This window comes from Bilophila sp. 4_1_30 (assembly GCF_000224655.1).
Lineage (GTDB): Bacteria > Desulfobacterota > Desulfovibrionia > Desulfovibrionales > Desulfovibrionaceae > Bilophila > Bilophila wadsworthia.
The window spans coordinates 49,908-71,802 of the sequence record NZ_JH114234.1 but is presented as its reverse complement, the minus strand read 5'-3'; the positions used below and the strand labels follow the sequence as shown (position 1 = coordinate 71,802).

22 protein-coding genes and 2 pseudogenes are annotated in these 21,895 nt (G+C 53.0%); 8 read left to right on the top strand and 16 right to left on the bottom strand.

From position 1 onward, the window contains the following. The first annotated feature begins 41 nt into the window (after nucleotides 1-41). The 3 genes from HMPREF0178_RS16515 (at nucleotide 42) to HMPREF0178_RS16505 (ending at nucleotide 1,966) form a co-directional block, all read left to right on the top strand. Entirely contained in the window at nucleotides 42-422 is a 381-nt protein-coding gene (locus HMPREF0178_RS16515; protein WP_009368934.1) for a type II toxin-antitoxin system RelE/ParE family toxin, read from the top strand. Next, a complete protein-coding gene (locus HMPREF0178_RS16510) occupies nucleotides 409-723 on the top strand; it encodes a DNA-binding transcriptional regulator (protein WP_009368933.1) in 315 nt (104 codons plus the stop codon). Before HMPREF0178_RS16515 ends, HMPREF0178_RS16510 begins: the two co-directional genes overlap by 14 nt. 70 nt (nucleotides 724-793) lie before the next feature. Then, nucleotides 794-1,966, top strand: coding sequence for a DUF4268 domain-containing protein (locus HMPREF0178_RS16505; protein ID WP_009368932.1), 1,173 nt, complete (start codon nucleotides 794-796; stop codon nucleotides 1,964-1,966). 59 nt (nucleotides 1,967-2,025) lie between these two features. On the opposite strand, the pseudogene HMPREF0178_RS23115 reads toward HMPREF0178_RS16505, so the two are convergent. The 4 genes and pseudogenes from HMPREF0178_RS23115 to HMPREF0178_RS21640 all read right to left on the bottom strand — a co-directional run. After that, a pseudogene (locus HMPREF0178_RS23115) lies at nucleotides 2,026-3,294 on the bottom strand (helicase-related protein); the annotation flags it as partial. 927 nt (nucleotides 3,295-4,221) lie between these two features. Further along, a pseudogene (locus tag HMPREF0178_RS23110) lies at nucleotides 4,222-4,899 on the bottom strand (DEAD/DEAH box helicase family protein); the annotation flags it as partial. 2,777 nt (nucleotides 4,900-7,676) lie between these two features. After that, nucleotides 7,677-7,874, bottom strand: a complete 198-nt coding sequence (locus HMPREF0178_RS16495) for an AbrB/MazE/SpoVT family DNA-binding domain-containing protein (protein ID WP_009368929.1) — start codon at nucleotides 7,872-7,874, stop codon at nucleotides 7,677-7,679. An 83-nt stretch (nucleotides 7,875-7,957) separates the two neighbouring features. Next, nucleotides 7,958-8,719, bottom strand: coding sequence for a hypothetical protein (locus HMPREF0178_RS21640; RefSeq protein ID WP_009368928.1), 762 nt, complete (start codon nucleotides 8,717-8,719; stop codon nucleotides 7,958-7,960). Nucleotides 8,720-8,790: 71 nt separating this feature from the next. On the opposite strand from HMPREF0178_RS21640, the gene HMPREF0178_RS16485 reads away from it, so the two are divergent. From HMPREF0178_RS16485 to HMPREF0178_RS16475, 3 genes are read left to right on the top strand one after another with little or no spacing between them, the layout of a single operon-like run. Further along, nucleotides 8,791-9,048 (top strand): antitoxin, encoded by a 258-nt coding sequence (locus tag HMPREF0178_RS16485; RefSeq protein WP_009368927.1) that lies wholly within the window; start codon nucleotides 8,791-8,793, stop codon nucleotides 9,046-9,048. Next, nucleotides 9,048-9,380 (top strand): type II toxin-antitoxin system PemK/MazF family toxin, encoded by a 333-nt coding sequence (locus HMPREF0178_RS16480; RefSeq protein ID WP_009368926.1) that lies wholly within the window; start codon nucleotides 9,048-9,050, stop codon nucleotides 9,378-9,380. The genes HMPREF0178_RS16485 and HMPREF0178_RS16480 overlap by 1 nt, the downstream gene beginning before the upstream one ends. Before the next feature lie 13 nt (nucleotides 9,381-9,393). Beyond that, complete coding sequence (locus tag HMPREF0178_RS16475; RefSeq protein WP_009368925.1) at nucleotides 9,394-9,651, top strand: helix-turn-helix transcriptional regulator; 258 nt, start codon at nucleotides 9,394-9,396, stop codon at nucleotides 9,649-9,651. A gap of 3 nt (nucleotides 9,652-9,654) precedes the next feature. Here the strand turns inward: HMPREF0178_RS16475 and HMPREF0178_RS16470 are convergent, their stop codons facing one another. The 11 genes from HMPREF0178_RS16470 to HMPREF0178_RS16420 all read right to left on the bottom strand — a co-directional run bounded on the left by HMPREF0178_RS16470 (nucleotide 9,655) and on the right by HMPREF0178_RS16420 (nucleotide 20,272). Next, a complete protein-coding gene (locus HMPREF0178_RS16470; protein WP_009368924.1) occupies nucleotides 9,655-11,433 on the bottom strand; it encodes a type IV secretory system conjugative DNA transfer family protein in 1,779 nt (592 codons plus the stop codon). 8 nt (nucleotides 11,434-11,441) lie between these two features. After that, nucleotides 11,442-12,737 (bottom strand): hypothetical protein, encoded by a 1,296-nt coding sequence (locus HMPREF0178_RS16465; protein WP_009368923.1) that lies wholly within the window; start codon nucleotides 12,735-12,737, stop codon nucleotides 11,442-11,444. Further along, complete coding sequence (locus HMPREF0178_RS16460; protein WP_157134963.1) at nucleotides 12,734-13,318, bottom strand: lytic transglycosylase domain-containing protein; 585 nt, start codon at nucleotides 13,316-13,318, stop codon at nucleotides 12,734-12,736. The genes HMPREF0178_RS16465 and HMPREF0178_RS16460 overlap by 4 nt, the downstream gene beginning before the upstream one ends. After that, nucleotides 13,315-13,731, bottom strand: coding sequence for a hypothetical protein (locus HMPREF0178_RS16455; RefSeq protein WP_009368921.1), 417 nt, complete (start codon nucleotides 13,729-13,731; stop codon nucleotides 13,315-13,317). Before HMPREF0178_RS16455 ends, HMPREF0178_RS16460 begins: the two co-directional genes overlap by 4 nt. Then, the gene (topA, locus tag HMPREF0178_RS16450; RefSeq protein WP_009368920.1) at nucleotides 13,728-15,749 is read right to left on the bottom strand and encodes a type I DNA topoisomerase; all 2,022 of its coding nucleotides are present in this window, start codon (nucleotides 15,747-15,749) and stop codon (nucleotides 13,728-13,730) included. Before topA ends, HMPREF0178_RS16455 begins: the two co-directional genes overlap by 4 nt. A gap of 2 nt (nucleotides 15,750-15,751) precedes the next feature. Continuing rightward, on the bottom strand, nucleotides 15,752-17,164 hold the full coding sequence (locus HMPREF0178_RS16445) for a zincin-like metallopeptidase domain-containing protein (RefSeq protein ID WP_009368919.1): 1,413 nt from the start codon (nucleotides 17,162-17,164) through the stop codon (nucleotides 15,752-15,754). Further along, nucleotides 17,161-17,373, bottom strand: coding sequence for a hypothetical protein (locus HMPREF0178_RS16440; protein ID WP_009368918.1), 213 nt, complete (start codon nucleotides 17,371-17,373; stop codon nucleotides 17,161-17,163). The genes HMPREF0178_RS16445 and HMPREF0178_RS16440 overlap by 4 nt, the downstream gene beginning before the upstream one ends. 61 nt (nucleotides 17,374-17,434) lie before the next feature. After that, nucleotides 17,435-17,713, bottom strand: a complete 279-nt coding sequence (gene icmT / locus HMPREF0178_RS16435; RefSeq protein ID WP_009368917.1) for an IcmT/TraK family protein — start codon at nucleotides 17,711-17,713, stop codon at nucleotides 17,435-17,437. Beyond that, entirely contained in the window at nucleotides 17,685-18,857 is a 1,173-nt protein-coding gene (locus HMPREF0178_RS16430) for a type IV pilus twitching motility protein PilT (protein ID WP_009368916.1), read from the bottom strand. The genes icmT and HMPREF0178_RS16430 overlap by 29 nt, the downstream gene beginning before the upstream one ends. A 3-nt stretch (nucleotides 18,858-18,860) precedes the next feature. After that, nucleotides 18,861-19,754, bottom strand: coding sequence for a type IV secretory system conjugative DNA transfer family protein (locus HMPREF0178_RS16425; RefSeq protein WP_198135005.1), 894 nt, complete (start codon nucleotides 19,752-19,754; stop codon nucleotides 18,861-18,863). A gap of 47 nt (nucleotides 19,755-19,801) precedes the next feature. Continuing rightward, a complete protein-coding gene (locus HMPREF0178_RS16420) occupies nucleotides 19,802-20,272 on the bottom strand; it encodes a DotD/TraH family lipoprotein (protein ID WP_009368914.1) in 471 nt (156 codons plus the stop codon). A 126-nt stretch (nucleotides 20,273-20,398) separates the two neighbouring features. Here HMPREF0178_RS16420 and HMPREF0178_RS16415 point away from each other — a divergent pair, with 126 nt between their 5' ends. Both HMPREF0178_RS16415 and HMPREF0178_RS16410 read left to right on the top strand, forming a co-directional pair. Next, nucleotides 20,399-21,181, top strand: a complete 783-nt coding sequence (locus tag HMPREF0178_RS16415; protein WP_009368913.1) for a ParA family protein — start codon at nucleotides 20,399-20,401, stop codon at nucleotides 21,179-21,181. Then, a complete protein-coding gene (locus HMPREF0178_RS16410) occupies nucleotides 21,171-21,485 on the top strand; it encodes a hypothetical protein (RefSeq protein WP_009368912.1) in 315 nt (104 codons plus the stop codon). Before HMPREF0178_RS16415 ends, HMPREF0178_RS16410 begins: the two co-directional genes overlap by 11 nt. Here HMPREF0178_RS16410 and HMPREF0178_RS21635 read toward each other — a convergent pair. Beyond that, nucleotides 21,444-21,893: a hypothetical protein gene (locus HMPREF0178_RS21635; protein ID WP_009368911.1), complete on the bottom strand. Its 450-nt coding sequence runs from the start codon at nucleotides 21,891-21,893 to the stop codon at nucleotides 21,444-21,446. The genes HMPREF0178_RS16410 and HMPREF0178_RS21635 overlap by 42 nt on opposite strands. Nucleotides 21,894-21,895 lie beyond the last annotated feature (2 nt).

Genomic DNA, 21,895 nt, shown 5'->3' with positions numbered 1-21,895 from the left:
TATGAGACTAGGTAGTATATTTACACCAGAAAGGATTCTTTGTGAAACGGATCTTGAAAACGCGTACATTCAACTGCTGGTTACGCAAAACTCTTTTGAGCAACACCGCACTGCTCAAGGCCATTGCCGAAATGGAACGGGGGCTTGTGGATGCTGACTTGGGCGGCAATGTCTATAAAAAGCGGGTGGCCTTGCCAGGGCGGGGTAAAAGCGGAAGTACCAGAACACTCATTGCCACAATTCGTGAAGACCGTTGGATTTTTATGTACGGGTTTGAAAAGAATGAGAGAGAAAATATTACACAGGCTGAATTGGCCTATTTGCAAGGCGTTGCTCAGATTTTTCTTACCTATTCCAGCGATGAATTACAGTTAGCTATAGCCAAAGGGGAATTTTTTAAGGTGCATCATGACGAAGCCTAGCCGTATTATTGAAGAAATGCATGAAACTGTGCAAGGCTTACACGCTGGCGGCCTGATTGACGAGCGGCGTATGCGTGAATTTGAAACTCTGTACCGAGCCAACCAAGTGCCCAAGTTTACTGCGGACAGCGTGAAGGCGTTGCGTTCGCGCCTGAATGTCAGCCAGGCGGCACTGGCCATCATCATCAACACCAGTGCCGCCACTGTCCGCGCTTGGGAAGCCGGTACAAAAAATCCCGGCGGGCCTTCCTGCAAGCTGCTGGAAATGCTGGATAGGAAGGGGCTGGAGGCTTTGCTCTAACTTCAGAGTATATACTCCCGTGAAGGGGGGATCGATAGGCCTGCCAATATCTATAATGTGAGGATACCCCATGTTTCGCCTTGATCTTCATGAAAATTGCCTTCAACCAGTACAAAAAGTATCATTTAGTGAATTAAATCTTCGTGAACGATGTCATTTACAGGAATGGTTGGCCAAACATCCCAATGCACTTACCGATGACAATGTTGATGATGAATTGCTTATTATTCAAAAAGAATTTTCAGGATTTTCTGATACTAATGAACGGCTTGACTTATTGGCTATTGATAAAAAAGGAAATCTTGTCATTATTGAAAATAAATTGGATGATTCTGGACGAGATGTTGTATGGCAAGCCATAAAATATACAGGATATTGTTCTAGCTTGAATAAAGCACAAATAGTCTCTATTTATCAAGACTTTCTCAATAAACAGCAATGCGAACAAAAAAGGGATGCTGCCGAAGTCCTGGCTGATTTCCTTGAACGAGACAGCCTTGACGAAGTAGTCCTCAACGCTGCACAGAGTCAACGTGTTATTCTGGTGGCAGCAAGATTCCGTAAAGAGGTGACCAACACGGCACTATGGCTCATGGGATTTGGTCTGCGGATACAATGTTTTTGTATCACCCCTTACAAGATGGAAACAGAAATTCTATTAGATATTCGCCAAATCATTCCTCCGCCAGAAGCTGAGGAGTATATGATAAATATTTCAGAAAAAGAAAAGGAAGAACAAACTAGTACTGGAGAAAATATAAAACGACATGCCATACGTAAAAAATTTTGGACAGAGTTATTACAAAAACTACAGGAAAAAAATTTTCCCCTGTACTCGAACGTCAGTCCGTCCATAGATCACTGGCTGGCGGCAGGATCAGGTATAAGCGGGATGCATTATTCGTTAATTTTTGGGAATAAATTAATTCGTGTAGAATTTTATTTTACACGCGTCAACGCGCTTATAAATTCATTTGCCTTTCAATGGATGCTCGAAAGAAAAGATACAATTGAGCAGGCCTTCGGGCAGTCCCTGGAGTGGCAACCCCTTGAAGGGAAAAAAGCCTGCCGTATACAGTGCGAAAAAGCTATCACGCAAGGATTTTCAGAAGAAAACTGGCAAGAAATGCAAAACTGGCTTTGTGAACATATTATAAAATTAGAAAAAGCTATACATCCCCATATTGCAGGCTTAAAAAATGCTCTTCAATCGCAGCGTCATGAAATTGAAGAGGACAATTAACTCTAAAATATTGGTAAAACTAATTCTAGTAAAGATTTTTCCCAGGTACTTTTAGGTAGTTATGAAGGCAACATCCTTAACGTGTTCGATTTTTCTATATTAGGAGCTAAAATTTTTGGTTCCCACGCACTCACATAGCCCGGCTCATCCTGCATACGCTTCAGCTCTCGCATGACGGCGCTATAGTTTTCCCGCACCAGGGCCAATTCCCCCTGTTGCGGGAATTCTTGCCCCAAAGCGGCTTTAACAGTATTCATTTCGGCCATTTCTTGGCGGGCAGAGGTCTGGTAGTTCTGGAAGGATTGCTCAAGACCTTTTTCGAGAAAATTGTCCAATCGCTGAAACATGCCGGACAGGCTGAATTTTTCGTCAAAGCCGTATACAAGGTTCTCCGGCTGAAATTCCTGCTCATTCATGCCCTTGAGGGTCAGGCGGAAGCCGTCACCGCCTGGTGCTTGTGCTGTGCGCCGCATGGATACCTCAAAACCTCGGTATTTGCCTAAAACGGGCTTTGCCCGTGATTCCCGCGTGATGTCTTTCACGCCATCGCGTAGAATATTCTGAATTTGCTCACCATTTTTTTCAGTAAGCAGCTTGCCGTCTTTCAGCCATTCTAGGCGAATGCGCGTTTTCCCTTTCTCCGTAACGGTACGGGTATTTCCATCTCGCAGTGAGCAGTTGGCGGCATAGCCAGCTTGCGCCTTGGCCAAACGCCCTTCAGCCGCGCCAAGCCACTTCAACCGATCCCGCAGCCGGTGCTGTGAGCGCTGATGTTGAGAGTGCAGGGCTTCCAGCTTGCGCAAGTCGCTGGCCAGCTTCACCTGCATGAGAATGAGCGGATTGCCAGAGGCCGCAGCCTTCATATCTGCCGCATTGGCGGCTTCGGACTGCACATCGTCAATGACGCGCTGAAGCAAATCCCCTGTGCGGAATTGCTCAATAGCCGCTGCTTTATACTCTATGGTTTGCCACATGCGGGCATCATATGTTTGTTTTGTGGCGTAATAATAGACGCCTACGGCGAATTTATCTGGGTTGCGTTCGTAAAGCATATTCCCCTGGCGGATGATGCGCCCGTTGCGCTGTTCCAGATCGCTGGGCCTCCACGGAGCATCCAGATGATGCGCGGCCACCAGCCGCTTTTGCACATTCATGCCCGCGCCCATTTTGGCCGTGGAACCAAGCAGGATGCGTACTCGGCCTGCCTGCATATCCGAAAAGAGTTTGCCCTTGCGTATGTCAGTATTGGCGTCATGAATGAAAGCAATTTCATCGGCGGGAATGCCGCGTTCCATGAGCTTTTGGCGTATATCATCATATACAGAGAAACGGGAACCAGCCGCCACGCAGGCATCCATATCCGCAGCGACAGAATCGTCAGCACCTTCGCTGTCACCTGTTTCCACAGCATCCTCGCCGGTCTGTTCATCCGTGCCTGGCTCTGCGTCAGACTGTACGGCAAAATCTTCTTCAAATTCCAGCCGAGGGGAAGGAACAGGCGCTGCTGCTCCAGCACCGCCCTTGGGTGTGGACAAATCACAGAACACGAGCTGCGTACCTCGGTCAGCCGCCGTGTTTTGCCAAATCTGGAAGATGCGCTCCACCGCCCCATTGCTTTTGGAACCGTCATAGTCGCCGGATTCGGGGTTGATAAGGCGGTAGTCAAGACCAGCCTTACGGGCATCATTGGTGATTTTCAGCGGGTTATCAAGGCGCGGGTCTTTGGGCAGATGCTCCATGCGTTTGATGATCTGTTCCATGTAGGCTGCCTGACTAGAAGACCGCTCCACCACATGATTGGAAGGCTTACCGCCGTCCACGGGCGGAGTGAGCGGGCGCATGCCTGCCTTTTGCGCCTGTTCGTCTAAATCGTTTTTCGTCACCACGTCCGCGAATGAGCGATACATGGAGAGCAGTTCAGGCACGTTTTGGAAGCTGGCAAAGCGCGACTTCAATTTGTAATTCACACCCGTGGCATCAAGTTCCCAGCCATTGGTGATTTGGCCAAAGGTGGAAGCCCAAGCATCAAAATACTCAATATTTTTGGCTTTCAGCTCATCCATCTGCAAATAGCGTTGCAGGGTATAGACTTCAGCAATGGTGTTGCTGATGGGCGTTCCGGTCATGAAATACACTCCGCGCCCTTCATGCTGCTTTTGCAGATAGCGGCACTTGATGAACATATCCAGTGCCTTGGCTGAACCTGTGATATTACCGAGGCCCGATACATTCATGGTGGTGGTATAGCTCAAATTTTTAAATTCATGGCTCTCGTCCACAAAGAGCGCGTCCACGCCCAAATCTGCAAAATCCACAGCGCGATCCTTGATTCCGTTTCCGGCCATGAGCTTTTCGTAGCGGGTTTCCATTTTTTCCCGCTGCTTTTCGAGTTGCTTGATGGTGGCTCGGCCTCCGTCATTCTGTTGGGATTCCTCAATGGCCGTGATTACCGCATCGATCTGCTCTTGCAGGATTTCCGCCTGCATATCGTGGGGCATATCTATTTTTTTGAAACTGGAATGCGCCACCACCACGGCATCCCAATCGCCGGTGGCCACACGGCTGAACAGGCGTTCACGGTTTTGCTTGGTAAAATCATTTTTGTCGGCCACAAGAATATTGGCCCCCGGATAAAGTTTATAAAACTCGTCACGCCACTGGTACAGCAGATGGTTGGGGACAACGACCATTGGCTTGTTCAAAAAGCCCATGCGCTTGGATTCCATGATGGTGGCGATGCAGGCCATTGTCTTGCCCGCGCCCACCACATGGTCAAACAATGCAGTGCCTTCCTGAATACTGCGCCAGACGGCATCCTTTTGATGTGGACGTAGCGAGATATCTGAAGACGCCCCCACAAGCTGAATATGGGAGCCATCATAACGCGGCGGCACATGGGTATTGAAACGCTCGTTGTACAAGGTAGTGAGCATGGTGCGGCGCTCATCGTCTGTCCATACCCAGTCAAGAAAAGCCTGCTTCAGCTCATCGGCCTTCTGCATGGCGGCGGCAGTCAGTTCTTGATCCACCACCATAATGGGCCGGTCATGGTCATCGTACTGGCCGCTTTCTTTTTCCACTTTGATAGGCCGGTTGGTGAGCAAAGATTCCAAAATCTTGGCAGCCGGATATTCGGGAATGCCCCATACTTCCGTATTGACCGCGTGGTCGTACACACTGACCTTGGCTTCCCAACGCCCCAAAATGGGGACATAGTTAATCGTCTGGTAGCCACGGCCTCCATGAATGCGCTCTTCAATGAAATCTGAAAACACGTTGCCGGGAACCCAGGTGGAGCCGAATTTGACGCCAATATCCACAGCTTCAATGTCCGGCGGAATAGCAGCGGCAAGCGCTTCCACATTGGCGCGGTACTGCGGGTCTTCCGCAGCCGCCGCCAACGCTGCACGGTGTTTTTCACGCACATTGCCGGTAAGATATTTATCACGAATTTCCCAGTCCTCACTGGCTGGATTCCGAAAAATCAGGCCCTCATCCTGCAATTCTTTCTGGATGGCCTCCGCTGGCCGATGTAGCAAACCCATCATGCGGGCAAAATCCACCTTGCCCGATTCGCGTAGCGAGATGACCAGAGCGTCCTTGGTAGTTTCGGCCTTTTCCGCCGTCTGTGTCGGCTTGAGCACCCGCTGGCGAAAAATTGCCGCCTTCCGCGCTGAAGCTGGCCGGAACTCCCGGCATTGGCGCTTGGCCAGTTCTTTAGAAAGGCCCTTGTCGTATTCCAATTCCAACGATTCCAGCAAGGAATGCTCTGGATCGTCACGCATGAGTGAGCGATTCGTCTGGGAATTGAGATGCCCGTGTCGCCGCACAAAGGCATCATACTGCACGTTGAGCTGCCTGCGGACAGCCTCAATACGCGGCTCTTCAGCATCATTTTTTTCGGCGTTCAGCAGTTCGCGCAAGCTGTCCCGAATCTGAATCATGGAGGTCAGCCGTTGCCGCGCCCCGTCATTTTTAACCGGCAACGCGGTATAGCTGGCATCACCAAAACTCCCAGCCACCTTGAAGACGATTTTGCGGCTCTGTGGCTCCACGCAATACGCGCCCATTTTCAGGGATTGGAAATACTCAGAGGCAATGAAGTCTTCATCACGCTTTTCGCTGGTCAAATTTTCTACTATTTCAGTGCGCGGCGTATACTGCATGGGCGGGAGCACACGCAGACGCTTCCCAATTTCCTGCCCAAGGTCGAAATCAGGAGATGACGGGGCCACGCAGTTGAGCGAGTCCTGAAACATCCCGCCGGAATACACCATGCTTCCGATGATTTGGCCGGGCCGCTCCGCAAAATAGTTGTTAATGACAGCCGGACGTGTGCCGCCTTCCTTTTTGTCTTCGGCTTCCACCGTGGTGGTCTGCACCCAGTCAATAGCACGTTGTCCGTCTTCGGGGCTGGGTGCTGGCCCATCATGCCTGCGGAAGAAAAGAATGTCGGTGGTCACATCCGTGAGGGCGTTTTGCCGAAAAGCTGTTTCTGGCAGACGCACGGCCCCTAACAGGTCGGCATATCCAGCAATGTGCGCCCTCGCGGTGGGGTCTGCCGCATCCATAAAAAAGCGGCTGACCACGAAAGCCCCAATGCCGCCAGGGCGCAACAGGCTCAAAGATTTTGCTAAAAAATAGTTATGGATGGAAAAATTGCGCAGTTCTGGGAAATTGGGATCGTAGAGGGTTTGCTTGCCAAAGGGCGGGTTGCCGACAACAAGGTCGAAACATGCGTCTTTGAGTTCGGCGTTCTGAAAGGCATTATTGATATGCCATGAATGCGGATAGAGGTATCGGCCTATGGCCGCTGTGGTGGGATCAAGTTCCACCGCAAGAAATTGGGCGTTATAGCCTTCTGGCATTAAGCCCATAAAATTGCCGATACCTGCTGAGGGTTCCAGAACACGCAGCGGCCCACCTTCGCGCAAACCCAGCGTGTTCAGCCCTTGATAAATGCCACGAATGACCGTTTCAGAAGTGAAATGGGCATCCTGCGTTGAACGGCGGGCTTTGGCATATTCGTCTGGCGCAAGCAGGTTTTGGAGTTCCTGGTACTCTGCGGCCCATTTTTCGTTGCGGGCGTCAAAGGCTTGAGGCAGACCGCCCCAGCCCACATAGCGAACTAAGATTTTTTTCTCATCCGGCCCGGCCACATCCACCTTGCGTTCCTGCAAATCTTTAAGCAGGCGGATAGCGGCAATATTGTCGGCAAACTTGCTTTTTGCGCCGCCGTGGCCGAGCCGGTCTTCAGGAACTATATGGTAATTTTCAGGCTGGTATCTATGCCGGCGTTCTGCAAAATATCCCAGTCGCTCATCCCTTGCCGACTCGCTTCCCACGCTGAATCGCTGTTCAGCACGTTCGCTTCCCGTGTTTGTTGCTGGCTCAGGGTCACTATTAATCCCAAGGTGCTCAGCGTTTCCAGGCGGCGCAGCTCGTCCGGCTGATTCAGCGCCCACCTGTCCAAAATCAAATAAGCTGAATTGGTGAACCCCGCGTTGCATACCTCGCGAATGGTTTCCGGTCGCAGCACTGTGCGGGCTATTTCCAGCGGAGCTGTTTGTCTGTCGAGCATTGTGCGCCTCCTGTGCGTCAGCGTGCGTGTTTTCACGCCGCAGTTGTTCTATCTGATCTGCCGTCACGTCAAAATTAAATGTTAACTGTCTGGGGTCATAGGTCTTTTTGCGCGAACGGGCCATGAGTGTTACCTTTTATCGGCTACAGCCACACCTCCTTGATTCAAGGTCAAAGCCGCAGCGTTCAGGATGCGGACGCCCCCGTTGGGGTGATCATCTTCAATAAAGACAACCTTGTCGCCCTGTTCCAGATTGAGTTGTTTACGGACAGCCACGGGGATAGTGATTTGCCCCTTGGATGTCATGGTGGCCACTTCCATTTTCATGTGTTACCCCTTTGTTGTATTCCTTACTTTCCTTGTATTCCTTACACAATAAAAAGCAAGTGAAAAACAGGGGCAAACAAAACTCAAAGTAATTGTTCGTTGAGTAAGCCATTGGTAATGATGGAAATAATTTGTTCGATAGCTTCATTATCGCCTGCACGGGCCTTCTTGGCCAAGCCCAGCGCCGTGGGGAGTTTGCCAGCTGTGAAGTCGCAGGCAGGGAAACGGATACCGGCCAGGATGTAGGTGGGGGTGGATGTGATGCGCCCAAAGCCTGCCAAAATATCCGCGTTGACTATGCTGCCCGCTTTCGTGGTGAGAGCTTCGCCAAATACTTCAGGATCGATGGCCGCCTCTTGAAAGGAGAGCATGAGCGATGCTTCATAGGGTACAGGAATGCCCAGAGCGGTCTGGGGATGCACCTTGTCCCAAAAAAGATTGGCCGCATTGGGCGAAAACTGTTTCAGCGCTTCATAGCTCAGGGCTTTTTTGAGTGATTCACCGTACTGTTTTGAAGGCCAGTGCCGTACAACGATGCACATACCGCTGTTTTCCCTTTGGGCCTGTAATGGTTCACGAATACCACAATAGGAGCATTCAAGATTGACCCAATATTCCACCAAATCACCCTGAACATCCTTTACTGCCCGTCCGTCCAGACAGTGCCGGTCAGCAAGTGCTTCATCGGTTTTGTCAGGAATGGCCAAATCTTTGTTCACTTCGGCCCGTACTCCGGCCTCCACAGCCACACGCTCCGAGAGAGGGGTTCCGGCATAGGCAAGACAGGGCGCAGTTAGCGAAAGCAGCATTGCTGCCATGAAAAAAGCACTACGCCATGCGAACATGTGACGCCTCCAAAGGACTTGCTATTTTGCGAGAAAGAGTTATATAAAAATTAAACTTATGGAGATAGACAATGTACACGAGTAATTTGCGCAGAGTAGGCGGCTCGGTCATGCTGGCCGTGCCTCCCGCCATTTTGGACATGGTGCAGCTGCAATCAGGCTCTTCTGTAAGCCTGATGGTAGAAAGCGGACGCCTGATTGTCAGCCCGGAACCTAAGAAGAAGTATTCCTTGCAGGAACTTTTGACACAATGCGATGCCAGCGCCCCCTTACCGGAGGCTGACGATGCGTGGACAAGCGCGGCTCCTGTGGGCAAGGAGCTGATCTGATGCAGCGTGGAGAGATCTATCTTGTCTCCCTTGATCCCACCGCAGGCCATGAACAGCAGGGGACACGCCCTGTTTTGATTGTGTCGCCTGAAGCCTTTAACCAAGTGACACAACTTCCAGTGGTGCTGCCCATCACCAGCGGAGGGAACTTCGCCCGTGTTGCCGGATTTGCCGTTTCGCTTGATGATGTCGGCACACGGACAAAGGGCATTGTGCGCTGCGACCAGCCCCGTGTTCTTGACTTGAAGGCGCGGCACGGCAAAAGACTGGAACAGCTTCCCGCGAGTATCATGGAAGAAGTACTCGCCAAGCTGGCTCCAATCTTTGAATAGGGGAAAAGGCTGTATGTATATGCTGTCGGAGCCTGATGAAGATGTCTCGCCTAGCGTTAATGCCAAGGAAGTTTTTCCTGACGCCAACTCGGCAATGGTCTTGCGTGGTTTTCGTGGCAAGATGGAATGGACGCAGCAAGAGTTAGCGGACAAGCTCGGAACCACCCAAGACTGCATTTCCGACATGGAAAGCGGAAAGCGTTCCATATCCAAGGCAATGGCCGTGCGCTCGGGAGAGGTTTTTGACATCGCGTATACGGTATTTTTGTAAGCATCAGGCCGCCGTGTCATAGTCAGCCTCCTGTCCTAACTGAATGAACTGCGGCACACGAAGCTGCGCCTTTTTAAGCGAAGGATTGGCGTAAAACATATCGCCACGGACAACTTGCCCAGAAAAAATGAAATGGGCCTCGCCTTCGATTTGCTCCTGAAGATCGCGTAACTCCACGCGGTCTTCTTTTTCTATGGTGGTATTCATGGTGTCAGCGTAGGTGGAGCCGGACTTGTCATTGACCGAGAAACCGGAACTGCGCACCACTGTGCCTTGTCCGGCCTGTCCGCGTATTAGCTCCCATGTCTTTTCCGCGTCCTGCATTTTCATGAAAATTTTAATGCTGGTATTGGCCACCATCTGCTGTGCACCCTTTTTATCGGCCTCCAGAATGCCCGCGTAATCCTGACTGGCCACGATAGCCGCAATGCCCAGCCCTCGGCCCTGGGTCAGCACCACTTCAAAGCCTGGTGTCACAATGGCCGCGTACTCATCCACAATGCACAGATAAGGGCCGATGCCGATGGCATTTGTGGGCAGGGCTTCCAGCACGTCTGCAACGTCACCTTCTATCTGTGCGCCAAGGCCCACAGCGCAGGCATTGCGAATAGCCGACAGGCTGATTTTGCCAAGGCTTGCCAACTCTGCCGGAGATTTTTCCAGCGAAGGCAGGAGCACCAAAAGAATACGCCGCTGCATGATGGCGTCTGCAAAGTCCACTTCACCATCTTCTGCTCCATAAATATGACTGTAGGTATCTGTCAGGCTCGATAACGCCTTGCCGAAATATGATTGGGCATAGCCGTATTGTTCCGCAAAGGACTGTGGCTGATCTTTCAGTTCACGTCCGGCAATCCAGCCGGATGTGGCCAGGGCCGCCTTGATGGACGCTCTGGACTCCGCGTCCAGCTCTGGATGCAGGGCTAATTCCACACATTTTTCCAGCGCCAATACGTCACGAATCACAGAGGTGGAAAGTTTGAGAAAGCCCTTGTCCCGCAAATCCACCAAGGCATACATGACACCAGTAATGAGCGCCTGCGCTTTATCAGCAAAAATGCTGTTATTACCATCTGATGCGGACATAAGCGACACAAGTAATTGCGTGAGTGATTCTGCGCTGCCGAAGGTGAAAGGATTGTTGGTATTGGACAGACGGCGCGGTGATTTGCCCTTGGGTTTGCCGGACGTGCCGTAATTGAGCACACGAAAATCATCGTCTCGGCCTAAAAAACGGGCTAATTGCCACATTTGCATGGATAATTTTGGGGACGACTTGGGGTCAATGTAAAATAAACCACTGCCGGTGGCCAAAGCATTGTAGGAGAGTGACACCAATGTTTCCGTTTTGCCGGAGCCGGTGGTTCCGAAAAGCAGCGTGTGGGTGAGCACATCCTTGGCCTTGAGCCAGAGTTCCTTGCCGTCTTGCAAGCGGTTGCCGAGGAAAAAAATGCCCTCCGGTTTTGCAAAGCCCCGCCGACCGGGCAAGGGATCGCCTTTATCCGTGCCAGATAAACCAAGTGGCATACGAAAAGGAAGACGTTCATTTCTCACACAAAGGCAGCGCAGCAGAAAAAAGAAGACCCCAAGCCCAAAGAATGGCGTAGCAGCCGTAGGAAAAGCCAATAGACACACCCCCGCCCCGAACACGCAGCAGGTCTGCACTGTGCCATTTTTGAGCGCGTCCAGCAGTTGATGCACGGGAGAGCGCACATCTCGCAGCAGCGCTTTACGCTCTTGGGCTTCTCTGTCTTCCAGACCACGGACTTTTCGTGCTGTCATAGTTCACCTCAATACTCTTGCAATAAATTCAAATCGTTATTGGCATCATATTCGCTGTTTTCTTCTGCCGCCGCGAAAACCACGTCTTTGTCTAAATGAAGCCCTGTTGGTTCAAAAAGTTTGGGCATTTTCGTAAACCAACCTTGCGCGGCCAGTGTATCCTTGAGGCGCTGCACGGCATGGGCAGTGCGAGCTTCGGGGAATGAAGTACCGGCTTTTTCTTCCGCCGCGTATTGTGCCCATGCGGCAAAGCCCTCAGCCCAAGCCGCTCGGCCCCCGCATTGGTTCAGCGCGTACCAAAGAGGACGATCCAAAGGCCGCAGCCATAAAAATTGCGAAGAAGCCAGAACTCCCTTGCGTCTGGCCAGCGTGAGCATGGCCATGAAGAGAGGAAGCTCAAAGACCGCATGACGCTTGAGAATAGGCTCATCCAGCAGTGTTTTGTGGGTATTCCACAGGTTTTCCATCTGCTTTTGAAATGTCGCATTTTCCAGTACAGGACAGGCCGGAGCCTGTTTCTCATTTTCGGTATAGGAGGCAGACATGGCATCCAGCAGATTCATACAGGCGTGCTTGTCACCAGCGGCATAGGCCAGAAAAGCGCTGGCCAGCACTTTGCGTTCCTGACTCATCGCGTCAAACCCACCGAATTTCTTGCCAAGCTGTTCTTGCAGCACGATAGCGGATTGCTCTTCGTCCAAATACGCATGGCCATATGCCGGAAGATCAGCATGGGGCAGACCGCGCCGCAAAACTTGCTCCGCAGTGAATACTTGTCCGTCCTTGTCCAGCAGCAGGCCATGCTCCACAGCAAACTGCACCGGAGTGCGGGCAATACGCCAAGGGCCGTTGTCGTAAGATTCTCGCGAAAGAAGATATTTGCCACGCCCTACAACGGGCCGCAGGCAAGCAAAAGATTCCGCATTATGCGCAAGCAAGCTGTCCATGTTCAGGTGTCTGATAAGTCCAGCCGTCCGTTCCATGAAAATAGCTGCCACCCCCAGCGCCACCAAAACCACGGCATAGGGCCAGCGTATCCACTTGCCGCTGTAACGCAGGACGTTCGTCATCTGCTCCCAGGAAAGCGCGGCGGGGTCAGCCTGTGCCATCAAGCCCAAGGCTTGCTGGGCTTCATCGGAGAAGACTGCGAACGCGGCGATTTGCGTTTTTGCCAGTTCCAACAGAGTACCGTTAATGTATCCAGCTCTGGAGGCATACCACGCGGGCAGCACGAACAGCACGGCAATCATGAGGCAAACTAGAATGAAGAAAGCGTTGCCGGAATCTTCCTTTTGCCCGTTCATTGTTCATCTCCGCCGGTTGCTGCGCAGCGGGAGAGCAAGCTTGCCAATCCAGTGCGCGAGAGCTTGACCAGATGGTTTTTGACCCGTCCGAGGTATGCCGCATGAAGATGTGGGGTTCGGGAATGGTACGCGCCCACGGCATCCCAGATATTACGGCTACGGTCGTATTCTTTGCGTAGAATAAAGGCAGCCGCATACGCATTGGCGCAGCCGTCCTGCAAAATAATTTCAGGGGCCATACCTGCCTGAAGCAGTTCGTTGACGTGGCAGGTATTGATCTGAAACGGCCCCATATCCCATGTGCCGTTGGTATTGCTCAAAGCCTCGCCTGTTTTGCCTCCTTCAGTAGCCAGAATGCCCACCATTGCCGCCAGCGGCAGATTGTATTGGGCTGCCGCGTCTACAACGCACTCCCAAGAAAGTGGGCGTGTCTCCGGCATGGTAATTCTATCTCGAACAGCCGCTATGGCCACCGAGGGAAGGGCCAGAGCGGTCAAGCCTGCCAGTACAATAGGGCAAAATATCATAGCAATATATAAATATATTTTTCTATGGAACATATATTTATATCCTGTGCTCACTTAATTTTTCCAATAATTCCGCTCACAATACCACTACTGCTGCCGGAAACCTGAAATGGATTATTCTGCCCAATGCCGCCAATGGAGGAACGTGTTTCGCTCAAGGCTTCGTTTATCTTGCTCTGAATTTCAGAATCCACTCGATTGCACATGCCTGAAATGATTTGCTCCATGCTCGGCAGACTTACGCCGAGGGAGAAGGCGTCTCCAATGCTGGCCACACTGCCCAGGCAACTGGAGAGCGCCCCCCGATCCTCTTCTGGATCAGGCATGGCCGTGTTGTGGATTTCCTTCACCGCAGCGTTGCGCTCCTTAATGGCCGTGCTGGCAGCGCTCTGAGTATCACTGCACGAACCCGCGAAAACAGGCACAGCAGACAGCACGAGTAAAAGCATCACAAAGAATATTCTCACTGCTTCCCCCTTTTCTTGGTTTTGCTTGAGGCTGGAAAATCAGGTTTGCCGTCTTCGGTTATCTGGTAAAGCTGCTTGCAGTTTGGATAGCCGGAGCATCCAAAGAACGCACCTTTGGCACTTTCGCGGCGCACCAGCGGCTTACCGCAGGATTTACATATAAACTTGGAGACAGGGGCTTTCTTGCGGGGTTCGCCTGGTCTGCCATCCGCATTGGGATAGCTGGTATTGCAAGCACGGTCAGAGCAGGCGAAGAAATCATATTCACCGGAGCCATCCCGGCGCTGCCCCTTCATGTGAACAAGTGGCTTGCCGCAGACCTTGCAAGCAAAATCCGTGGGTTCGGGGGCTGTGCGTTCCTGCCCTGGATACTTGGCAGTGAAGGTGCTCACTTCGCGCATAAGCTGGGCATGGGCCTTGGTCATCACTTCTTTATACGCGGCTTTGCCCTCGGCAATGGCGTCCAGAGAGGCTTCCATTGTCTTGGTGAACTCGAAATCAAGGAAAGAGAAGGCTCCGGTGAGCAAATCCACCACCTGTTCACCCAGCGGCGTGGACACGAGAAAACGCTTTTCAACGCGGACGTATTCACGCTTGAGGATAGTGTCCACAATGGCGGCGAAAGTGGCCGGACGCCCGATGCCCCTGTTTTCCAGTTCACGCACCAGACTGGCTTCGGAAAAACGGGTGGGTGGTTTGGTCTTTTTGGTCAGGAGCTTGCCGCCGGAGGCTTCGAGGCTTTGTCCTTCGGTCAGCATGGGAACAGGATTTTCTGGAGCGTCCGTGTCGGCCTCTTCATCCTGCATAGCCGCATCGGTCGTTGTGAGTATCTTCCAGCCAAGTTCACGCAGCACACGTCCTTTGGCCTCAAAAGTGGCTTCTTTACCGTGCAACTCCGCAGATAAGCGAACTGTGCGCACGTCATACACCGCATCTGCCAGCTGTGAAGCCAACGTCCGCAAGCGTATGAGATGATACAAGGCTTGCTCATCCGTCGTTTCCCCTGCGTCCTCCACCTCGATATGTGTGGGGCGCACAGCCTCGTGCGCTTCCTGAGCGCCTTCTTTGGATTTCCAAGTGCGCGGCTTTTCCACCAGCGGCCAGCCTTGCGCTGTACAAAATGCGCGAATGCTGCTGATCGCTTCTTCCGATAAATTGGGTGAATCCGTGCGCATATACGTTATGTGACCGCCTTCATAGAGCTTTTGTGCCAGCTGCATGGTTTGTTTAGGCGTGTACTTGAGCGCATTGGAAGCTGCTTGTTGCAGGCTGGACGTGGTAAAAGGCGCAGGAGGGGCTGTACGGCTTTCAGATTCCTTGCATTCACGCACGGAGACCGAACGCAGCGCGGCGGCTGTTTCGGCCAAAGTTTTGTCCAACAGGTACTCCTGCCCATCTTCCAACCAAGGCTTGGTGAGCCACGTTGCGCTCCAGCCCTCGGTGAACGCCAACTCCGCACCATAATGAGTCACGCTCACAAAATTTTTGATATGCCGTTCGCGTTCCACCACCAGACGCACAGCCGGGCTCTGCACACGACCGGCAGAAAGACGTATGCCCGCGGCACGGGACAATGGCCCGCTGACCAGATAGCCGCAGAAACGATCCAGAACTCGCCGTGCTTCCTGTGCTGCGACTAAATCCATATCCAAGGAACGCGGGGCCTTGATGGCGGCCTGCACTGCGGCAGCGGTAATTTCTCCGTAGGTGACACGTTTGGGTTTGTTCAACCCCAGTGCATCGGTCAAATGCCAGGCAATGGCCTCACCCTCACGGTCAGGGTCGGTAGCCAAATAAACGGCAGAAGCCGCAGCCACTAACCCTTTCAATCGCTTGAGCACATCTTTGCCACGCTCCGTGGGCGTATAAGTGGGGGTAAAGTCAGGCAAGGCAACGCCAATCTCCCGTTCCGGCAAATCTCGTACATGTCCCACCGAGGCAACGACCTTCCAATCGTTTCCAAGGTAACTTTGCACTTTTTTCACTTTCCCAGGTGATTCCAAAATGAGCAGATTCATCGTTATATCCTCATGCGGGCAACGGGGGCAGCGGTTTGGGGGGATTGCGGTACGGGTTTTCCTTGTTTTTCGTCCAGTCCCATACTGAGGCTCTGCGAAAGCGCGGCGCACAAATCTGCTAAAGATCGAGACGCTTCGCTGTCCTGTTTGAGCGCCATAGTGAGTAAATCAGGGTTTTGAAGGATGATGCGGGCTTTCAGCACGGCATCATTGGCCTCGGTAAAGGCTGTGACCGATTCGGCAAAAGAGGAAGACACGGGCCGGGGCAGATGTGCATCAGTGCTTCGGGCGGCAATCTCGGCAGACTGCTGCAAATAAACGCCGGTGGCGGCATCGCGTTGCACCTGCATAGCCATGAGTTCCGTCCATGTTTCCCGCAGAGGAAACCATGCCGCCTTGGGTTGTTCACCCAGGGCAAAGTGATTCATGGTTGTCAGCACCTTGGCCGCTTCTGCTGCCGCCTGAAATACGGCCTTCGCATCCCCTCCAGAAAACTTCTGATTCCAGTGGGCGATGTACGCGGCGGAATTGCTTTCCGGCATGGGCAGATTGAACCGCGCTCCTGCCAGCATGGAGAACATTTCCGCCCGCATTTCTTCAAGGGCGTAATTTTTGAGCGTTTCCCCCTTATTGTCTTTGCGATGCTCCCGCTCCTTATGACCTGTGGCATGATACGTTTCGTGGAGCTTGGTGGCATAGTATTCTTCTGAACTGATGAAGCGTTCGGGAAACGGCATTTTTACCACATCGGCCTTGGCCTCGTAGTAGGCGTCTCCAGTGTGATGCTCCACGGGAATACCTGTGCAGGCGATGAAGCGTTCCACGAAATCATTGCGCTCCACAGCGGTCATGATGTGGGCCTGTTGCTCTTTGGGCGGAAAGCCTTCTATTTGTGCGGCGTTAAAGACGGTAAAAGGATAGAACAGCATCATGTGTTGCACATCGGGTGTCTCCTGCCCCTGTTCCCTCTGCGCGGCAATGTCCTTGAGCTGTTTATTCGTGAGGTATTCCCATGGGCCGTCTTCTCTGACGATGAAGGCAATTTCTTCGGGCCGCAGAAGTTTCACGCCTTTGGCCCCCTTTTTCACTTTGATATCCTGTTCAGGGTGCGCGGCCTGAATTTGTTGCAGCTGCTTGAATGTTACCCACCTGTCGTCTTGGTAGCCCTTGATGATGCCGGTCAGTATGAGTTTGACTAAGTTGGCCCCGCCATATTCACGGCCTGTAGCGGCACAAAAGGGCATCCCTCCAAGGCACATTCCCGCAGCTGTGTCAGCCGCCCACGGTTTTTGCCATTTGCCTGCGGTTTCCGCCAAAGCCAGCATATTTTCCGCCACACTGTTGACGAAATCCTCCTGCACCTCACGGCTGATCTGAAAGCGGTTCTTCTTTTCCGCAGGCCGTTCCTGACTCATACGTCCTCCTGCACAGCCACAATTACGGTATCCGGCTCGCCATAGGGACTGATCAAACCGGCCTCAAGGGCTTCTTCATGGCTCATGAAGAAAGCTCCGGCGTCCAACTGCCGTTCAATATCGTTCCGTGAAAGTGTGATGACCTCCTTCTCCTGTGTGTGGAGAGAAATATCGAACATGCCGTATTTATTTCGTTTTTTAGTGTTCATATAATTTCCATAGAATAATATTTTTATATAGTTCAGAGAAAAATATATTTATATAGCAAATTCATGCGTCCCAGCGGCAGCGTTGCCGCCAGTGAACTTCATGCTGTTTTGTTTCCCGCCGCCTGCCCATGAAGGCCACGCGCACAGCACGAAAGCAGGCCAGCGGGGTCATGCCCGTGCGCTGCACGAGGAAGAGAAGGACAATTCCGGCCATAGCCACACAGGCCGTCCACCACGCCCAATGGAACAGCCACAGCCCCAACGGAAAAACAGCGCGGGCATCCAGAATAAAAATTTTAGGCGTAAGGGCGCTATCCCGCCAAAGCAGATTGTGATTCATTGGCTTCCCCGTGATATCTTTTCCGTTCCGCCAAGATGGCCAGATAGTTGTCCTTGGCAATCCTTCCTTCGGCAAAAGCGCGTTCTGCTGCGTCCTGAATGCGCTGTCCGTGCTGGCCAAGCAAATGCTCACACGCGCTGATCATCCGTTCTGGCGGAGTTTCCAGCAGGATTTCCCGAATCTGCGGGGTAAAGGCCAGATATTCGCGTAATGCTGTGCGTCCTTTGCCGTCCGGCAGAGGCAAAAGCCGTTGTGACACCACAAGGCGCAGGCAGGAAAGCAGCGTTGCCGAAACCTGAAGACGTTCTTCCACGGGGAAGACATTAATGATGCGCGAGAGTGTTTCGGGAACAGAGCGGGTATGCACGGTGGAATATGCAGCCACGCCGATTTCCGCGCTTTCAATCATGCCGCGCAGCGTTTCCGGGTCGCGGCTTTCACCAATGAGCACCACGTCCGGGGCGGCACGGGTGGAGTTGCGTGTGGCTTTCAAAAATGATTGCAAATGATCGGGGATGGCACTTTGTGAAACAGGGCCGCCCGCATTGGGGATGGTCGTGTAATCAAATTCGATGGGCGCTTCGTAGGTGATGACATTGCGGCCACCGTGCTCGATGATGTGCCGCAGGATGGCGGCCAACAGCGTACTTTTGCCTGAACCCATGACGCCGGTGACGAGTACCAGCCCGTTGGCGGGAATGGCATGTTCCAGAATGCCAGATTCCACCTGCAAATCTTCAAGAAGAGGCGGCATGGCAGGCAAGGCGCGAAAAACAATCTTCACCCCTGTGGAATAGCCATCGGCCACCGGCGTAGCATTACCGCGATACCGGCGGCGTACCCCGCGAGATTCTTCAATCTGATAGGCAAAATCATAGTCGCTCTGGCCGGACTTGATCATGGCCGACACAGAATTGTTTTTGGTCAGGCGTTCCAGCACCAGCAATAATTCCTCCGCCGAAATAGGCCGCTGAGACACAGCCCGCCATTCACCGTGCAGGCGCATCCATGCAGGACTTCCAGAACAGAGGCACAAATCTGACATGCCTGCTTGCGTAGCCCACAGCAGCAAAGCATCAATATCAGCATACTCCCACCGTAATAACGGCTCGTGCGGAAACAGGGGCAAAGATGCGTCCGTCATGGCTTACTTCCTTCTGCTGCGTTGAGCTTGGGGGAGAAAGGCGGAAGGCGTTGTAATGCGGTACACCTTTTGCCCTATGTGCAATTTATTGCCGCCGTCCGTGGTTTTTGTGCCTATTTCAGCGGACGCCGTGTTGACCTTGCTCAGAAGGTGCTGCGCCGTGAGTAAATGGTAGAGCATGACACCGCGATACTGGCGCACCATGCGTGAGACGTTGTCTGCGTAAAGCTGATCCGCTTCTGCAACGCCCTGCGCCCAGGCTTCACGCACAGCCTCTCGCCAGATGCGCCGTTCTTTGTCGTTTTTCGGCATCACTGCTTGATTGGGCTTTTCCGGTTCGGGAAAGGTGTCTGCCATAAGAAATTCGCGCCATGTGGGAGCCACGGAGACATAACGGGCCGGAGCCAGTAATTCATAGGAGGTTTGCGCGGCTGTGGCTGTTTCCCCAGATTCGATGCGCAGAGAAGCCCCGGCCCGCGTGAGCACGGGCGGCAAAATCAGGGCATCTCCTTGCGTCATGAGCAAGGGATCAAAGTTGAACGCTGTGTCCATGATGGCACTGTGCGCTTCGGTGGACGCCACAAGCTGTTTGTAGCGCCAGGCTATGGCCGTTTGAAACGTGACGAGCTGCGCGGCCTCGCGGATAGCCGAGGGGCGCATGAGATTGACAGCCGTGTCGTTGATTGCTGTACCCTTCATTTCCAGAAGCACAGCCAGCTCTTCTGGCTCGTGTTGGCGCGGTGACGCCGTAAGATCGGGCGGCGTGCTGATCGTGATGGTTTGTCCCTGCGGCTGTGCAGGTGACGGGGCAGACTGTTTCGGCAGATCGGTTGCTGTGATCTGCGGCGGCATGGGCACGGGGGGCAGATTTTCCTCATTGGTGGCGGCACAACCCATGAGGCTCAGGCACAGCAACAGCGAACAGGGTAAAAGCAGACAGTGCATCATGACTGCCCCCCTGCCTTGCTTGTTCTGGCCAGAGTGATAACGCGGCCAATGGGGTCAACGCGCAGCACGGCTTGGGGCTGCACCTGCCAGGCAATATCTTCCAGAAGCATATGCGCAGGGCGATTCAGTCCGCGAACCACCACCATGAGCGCTTGCGGTGAAGGGCTGCCGAGTTCTTGATAGCGGTAACCCACGCTGAGGCACACCTCTTTGAGCGCTCCCTCGGCAGGGCCAGTCCATGCAATGGATACCGGCTGATTGAGCGCAGGGTCAGCGGGTAAGAGCAAAGGCTGTAAGCCTTGCCCCCGCAGTTTCGCCAGCATGGCCAGTTCGCTGTGGGCGTTTTCCGCCGCCTGACCAAGCGTGACTGCCACAAAATCGGCAGGGCTGGTCACACTCTGGTCGCTGTTTTTTTGCGCGCACCCAGCCAAGAGTAAAAGGCTTAAAATAAAGGCAGATCGCTGCATGAGCCGCACTCCTTTTTGTTTATTGTTATAGAGGTATATTTTTATATAAATATATTTTTGTATTGAAAATATATTTATATATTGCTATAGCAACGCCATATCGCACTGATTCCTTTGGAGGTTCTCATGCGCACTATCGTCATTGCCAACAAGAAGGGGGGCGTGGGCAAAACCACCAGCGCCCAAAATTTGGCAGCCGCTCTGGCCGCTCATGGCAAAAAGGTGCTGGCTGTGGATATGGATGCCCAAGCCAACTTGACCCGTGCTTGGGGTGTAAAAAATGACGGCAACAGCATTCTGGATGTCTTGCGGGCCAAGGCTGCTTGGCAGGATATTGCTGTGCCGGTGGAACGCGGCGAAGAAAAGGGCTGTGTGCTGCTTGCCCCGGCCAATCGACAGCTTGCAGCTATGCCGGAAGTCTTTGCCCAAGAGATCGGCAAGGAATTGCTGTTGAAAGAGGCACTGGAACAGGTGCAGGGCATGTTTGATGTCGCGCTCATCGACAGTCCGCCCGCGCTGGATTTGCTGGCTATCAATACCTATGCGGCGGCGGATGCTGTGCTTATTCCTGTGCAGACGGAGTTTCATTCCCTTGAAGGGCTTGCCCTCATGCAGGACGACATGGCGCGGGTGCGCCGCAGATTGAATCCGCATTTGACGGTGCTTGGTATCGTTCCGACCTTTGTGGATCGCAGGAAGCGTCTGTGTCGTGATGTGCTCGGCGTGTTGGCCCAAAAACACAGCGCCGACCTCATGCAGACGGTCATCCGCGATAATGTGACGCTGGCCGAAGCGCCAAGCCACGGGCAAAGCATTTTCTCCTATGATCCTAAATCCTACGGAGCGCAGGATTATGCCGCGCTCGGCAGCGAAGTTCTCACCAGATTGGAGGCTCGATATGACTCGTAAAAAAGGCGGCCTTGGACAGATTGCAACCGTGGAAGAAAAGGAAGATTTGCTCGACAGCGTGTTCGGTGCGCCAGCGCCGGAGCTGAAACCCGAAGCAAAACCAGCCCCGGCAGCAGCGGATACTGCAACGGGCAAGATGCCAGGCAAAGGTAAGGAAAATCGTGTGGGCAAATACTTTCTTCTTGACCGTGATCTTGCCAAGGCGATGAAGCTCTTTGCCGTGCAGAATGATATGAAGGAAATTGCCGTCATTGAAGCCGCCTTACGAGCCTATCTGGGATTGGGAAACGAATCCGAAGCATGAGCATAGCCACCGCATAAAGGGCTGGTACTGTTGCCGTGTGAGTATGGAAATGCGCCAGCGCGTGATGATACCCCCCAAAAGGCATGGCGGGGCGATCAGGGCCACGGGCAGCCAAACCGCAGGCCACGGCGTGAACAAGGCCAGCACGAGGCAGAGCGCCACGGGCAGGGAAAAAATCAGCATACGCAGGCGCAATTCCCGCACAACCGCAGGAATGGCTGTCGTATTTTCGATGCCCCAGGCGTGAAGCACTTGGGCAAAATCCTGTTCCAGCCGTGCCTGCTCTGCTGGAGTGCGTTGCGCTCGAAAGTCTTGCAGGCGGGCATTCAGGTCTTGCCGCAGTTCCGAAATATGATCGCCGGTGGGGGCTATTCGCGCCCGCATGGATTTTCTGAAATTCTCGAACATGG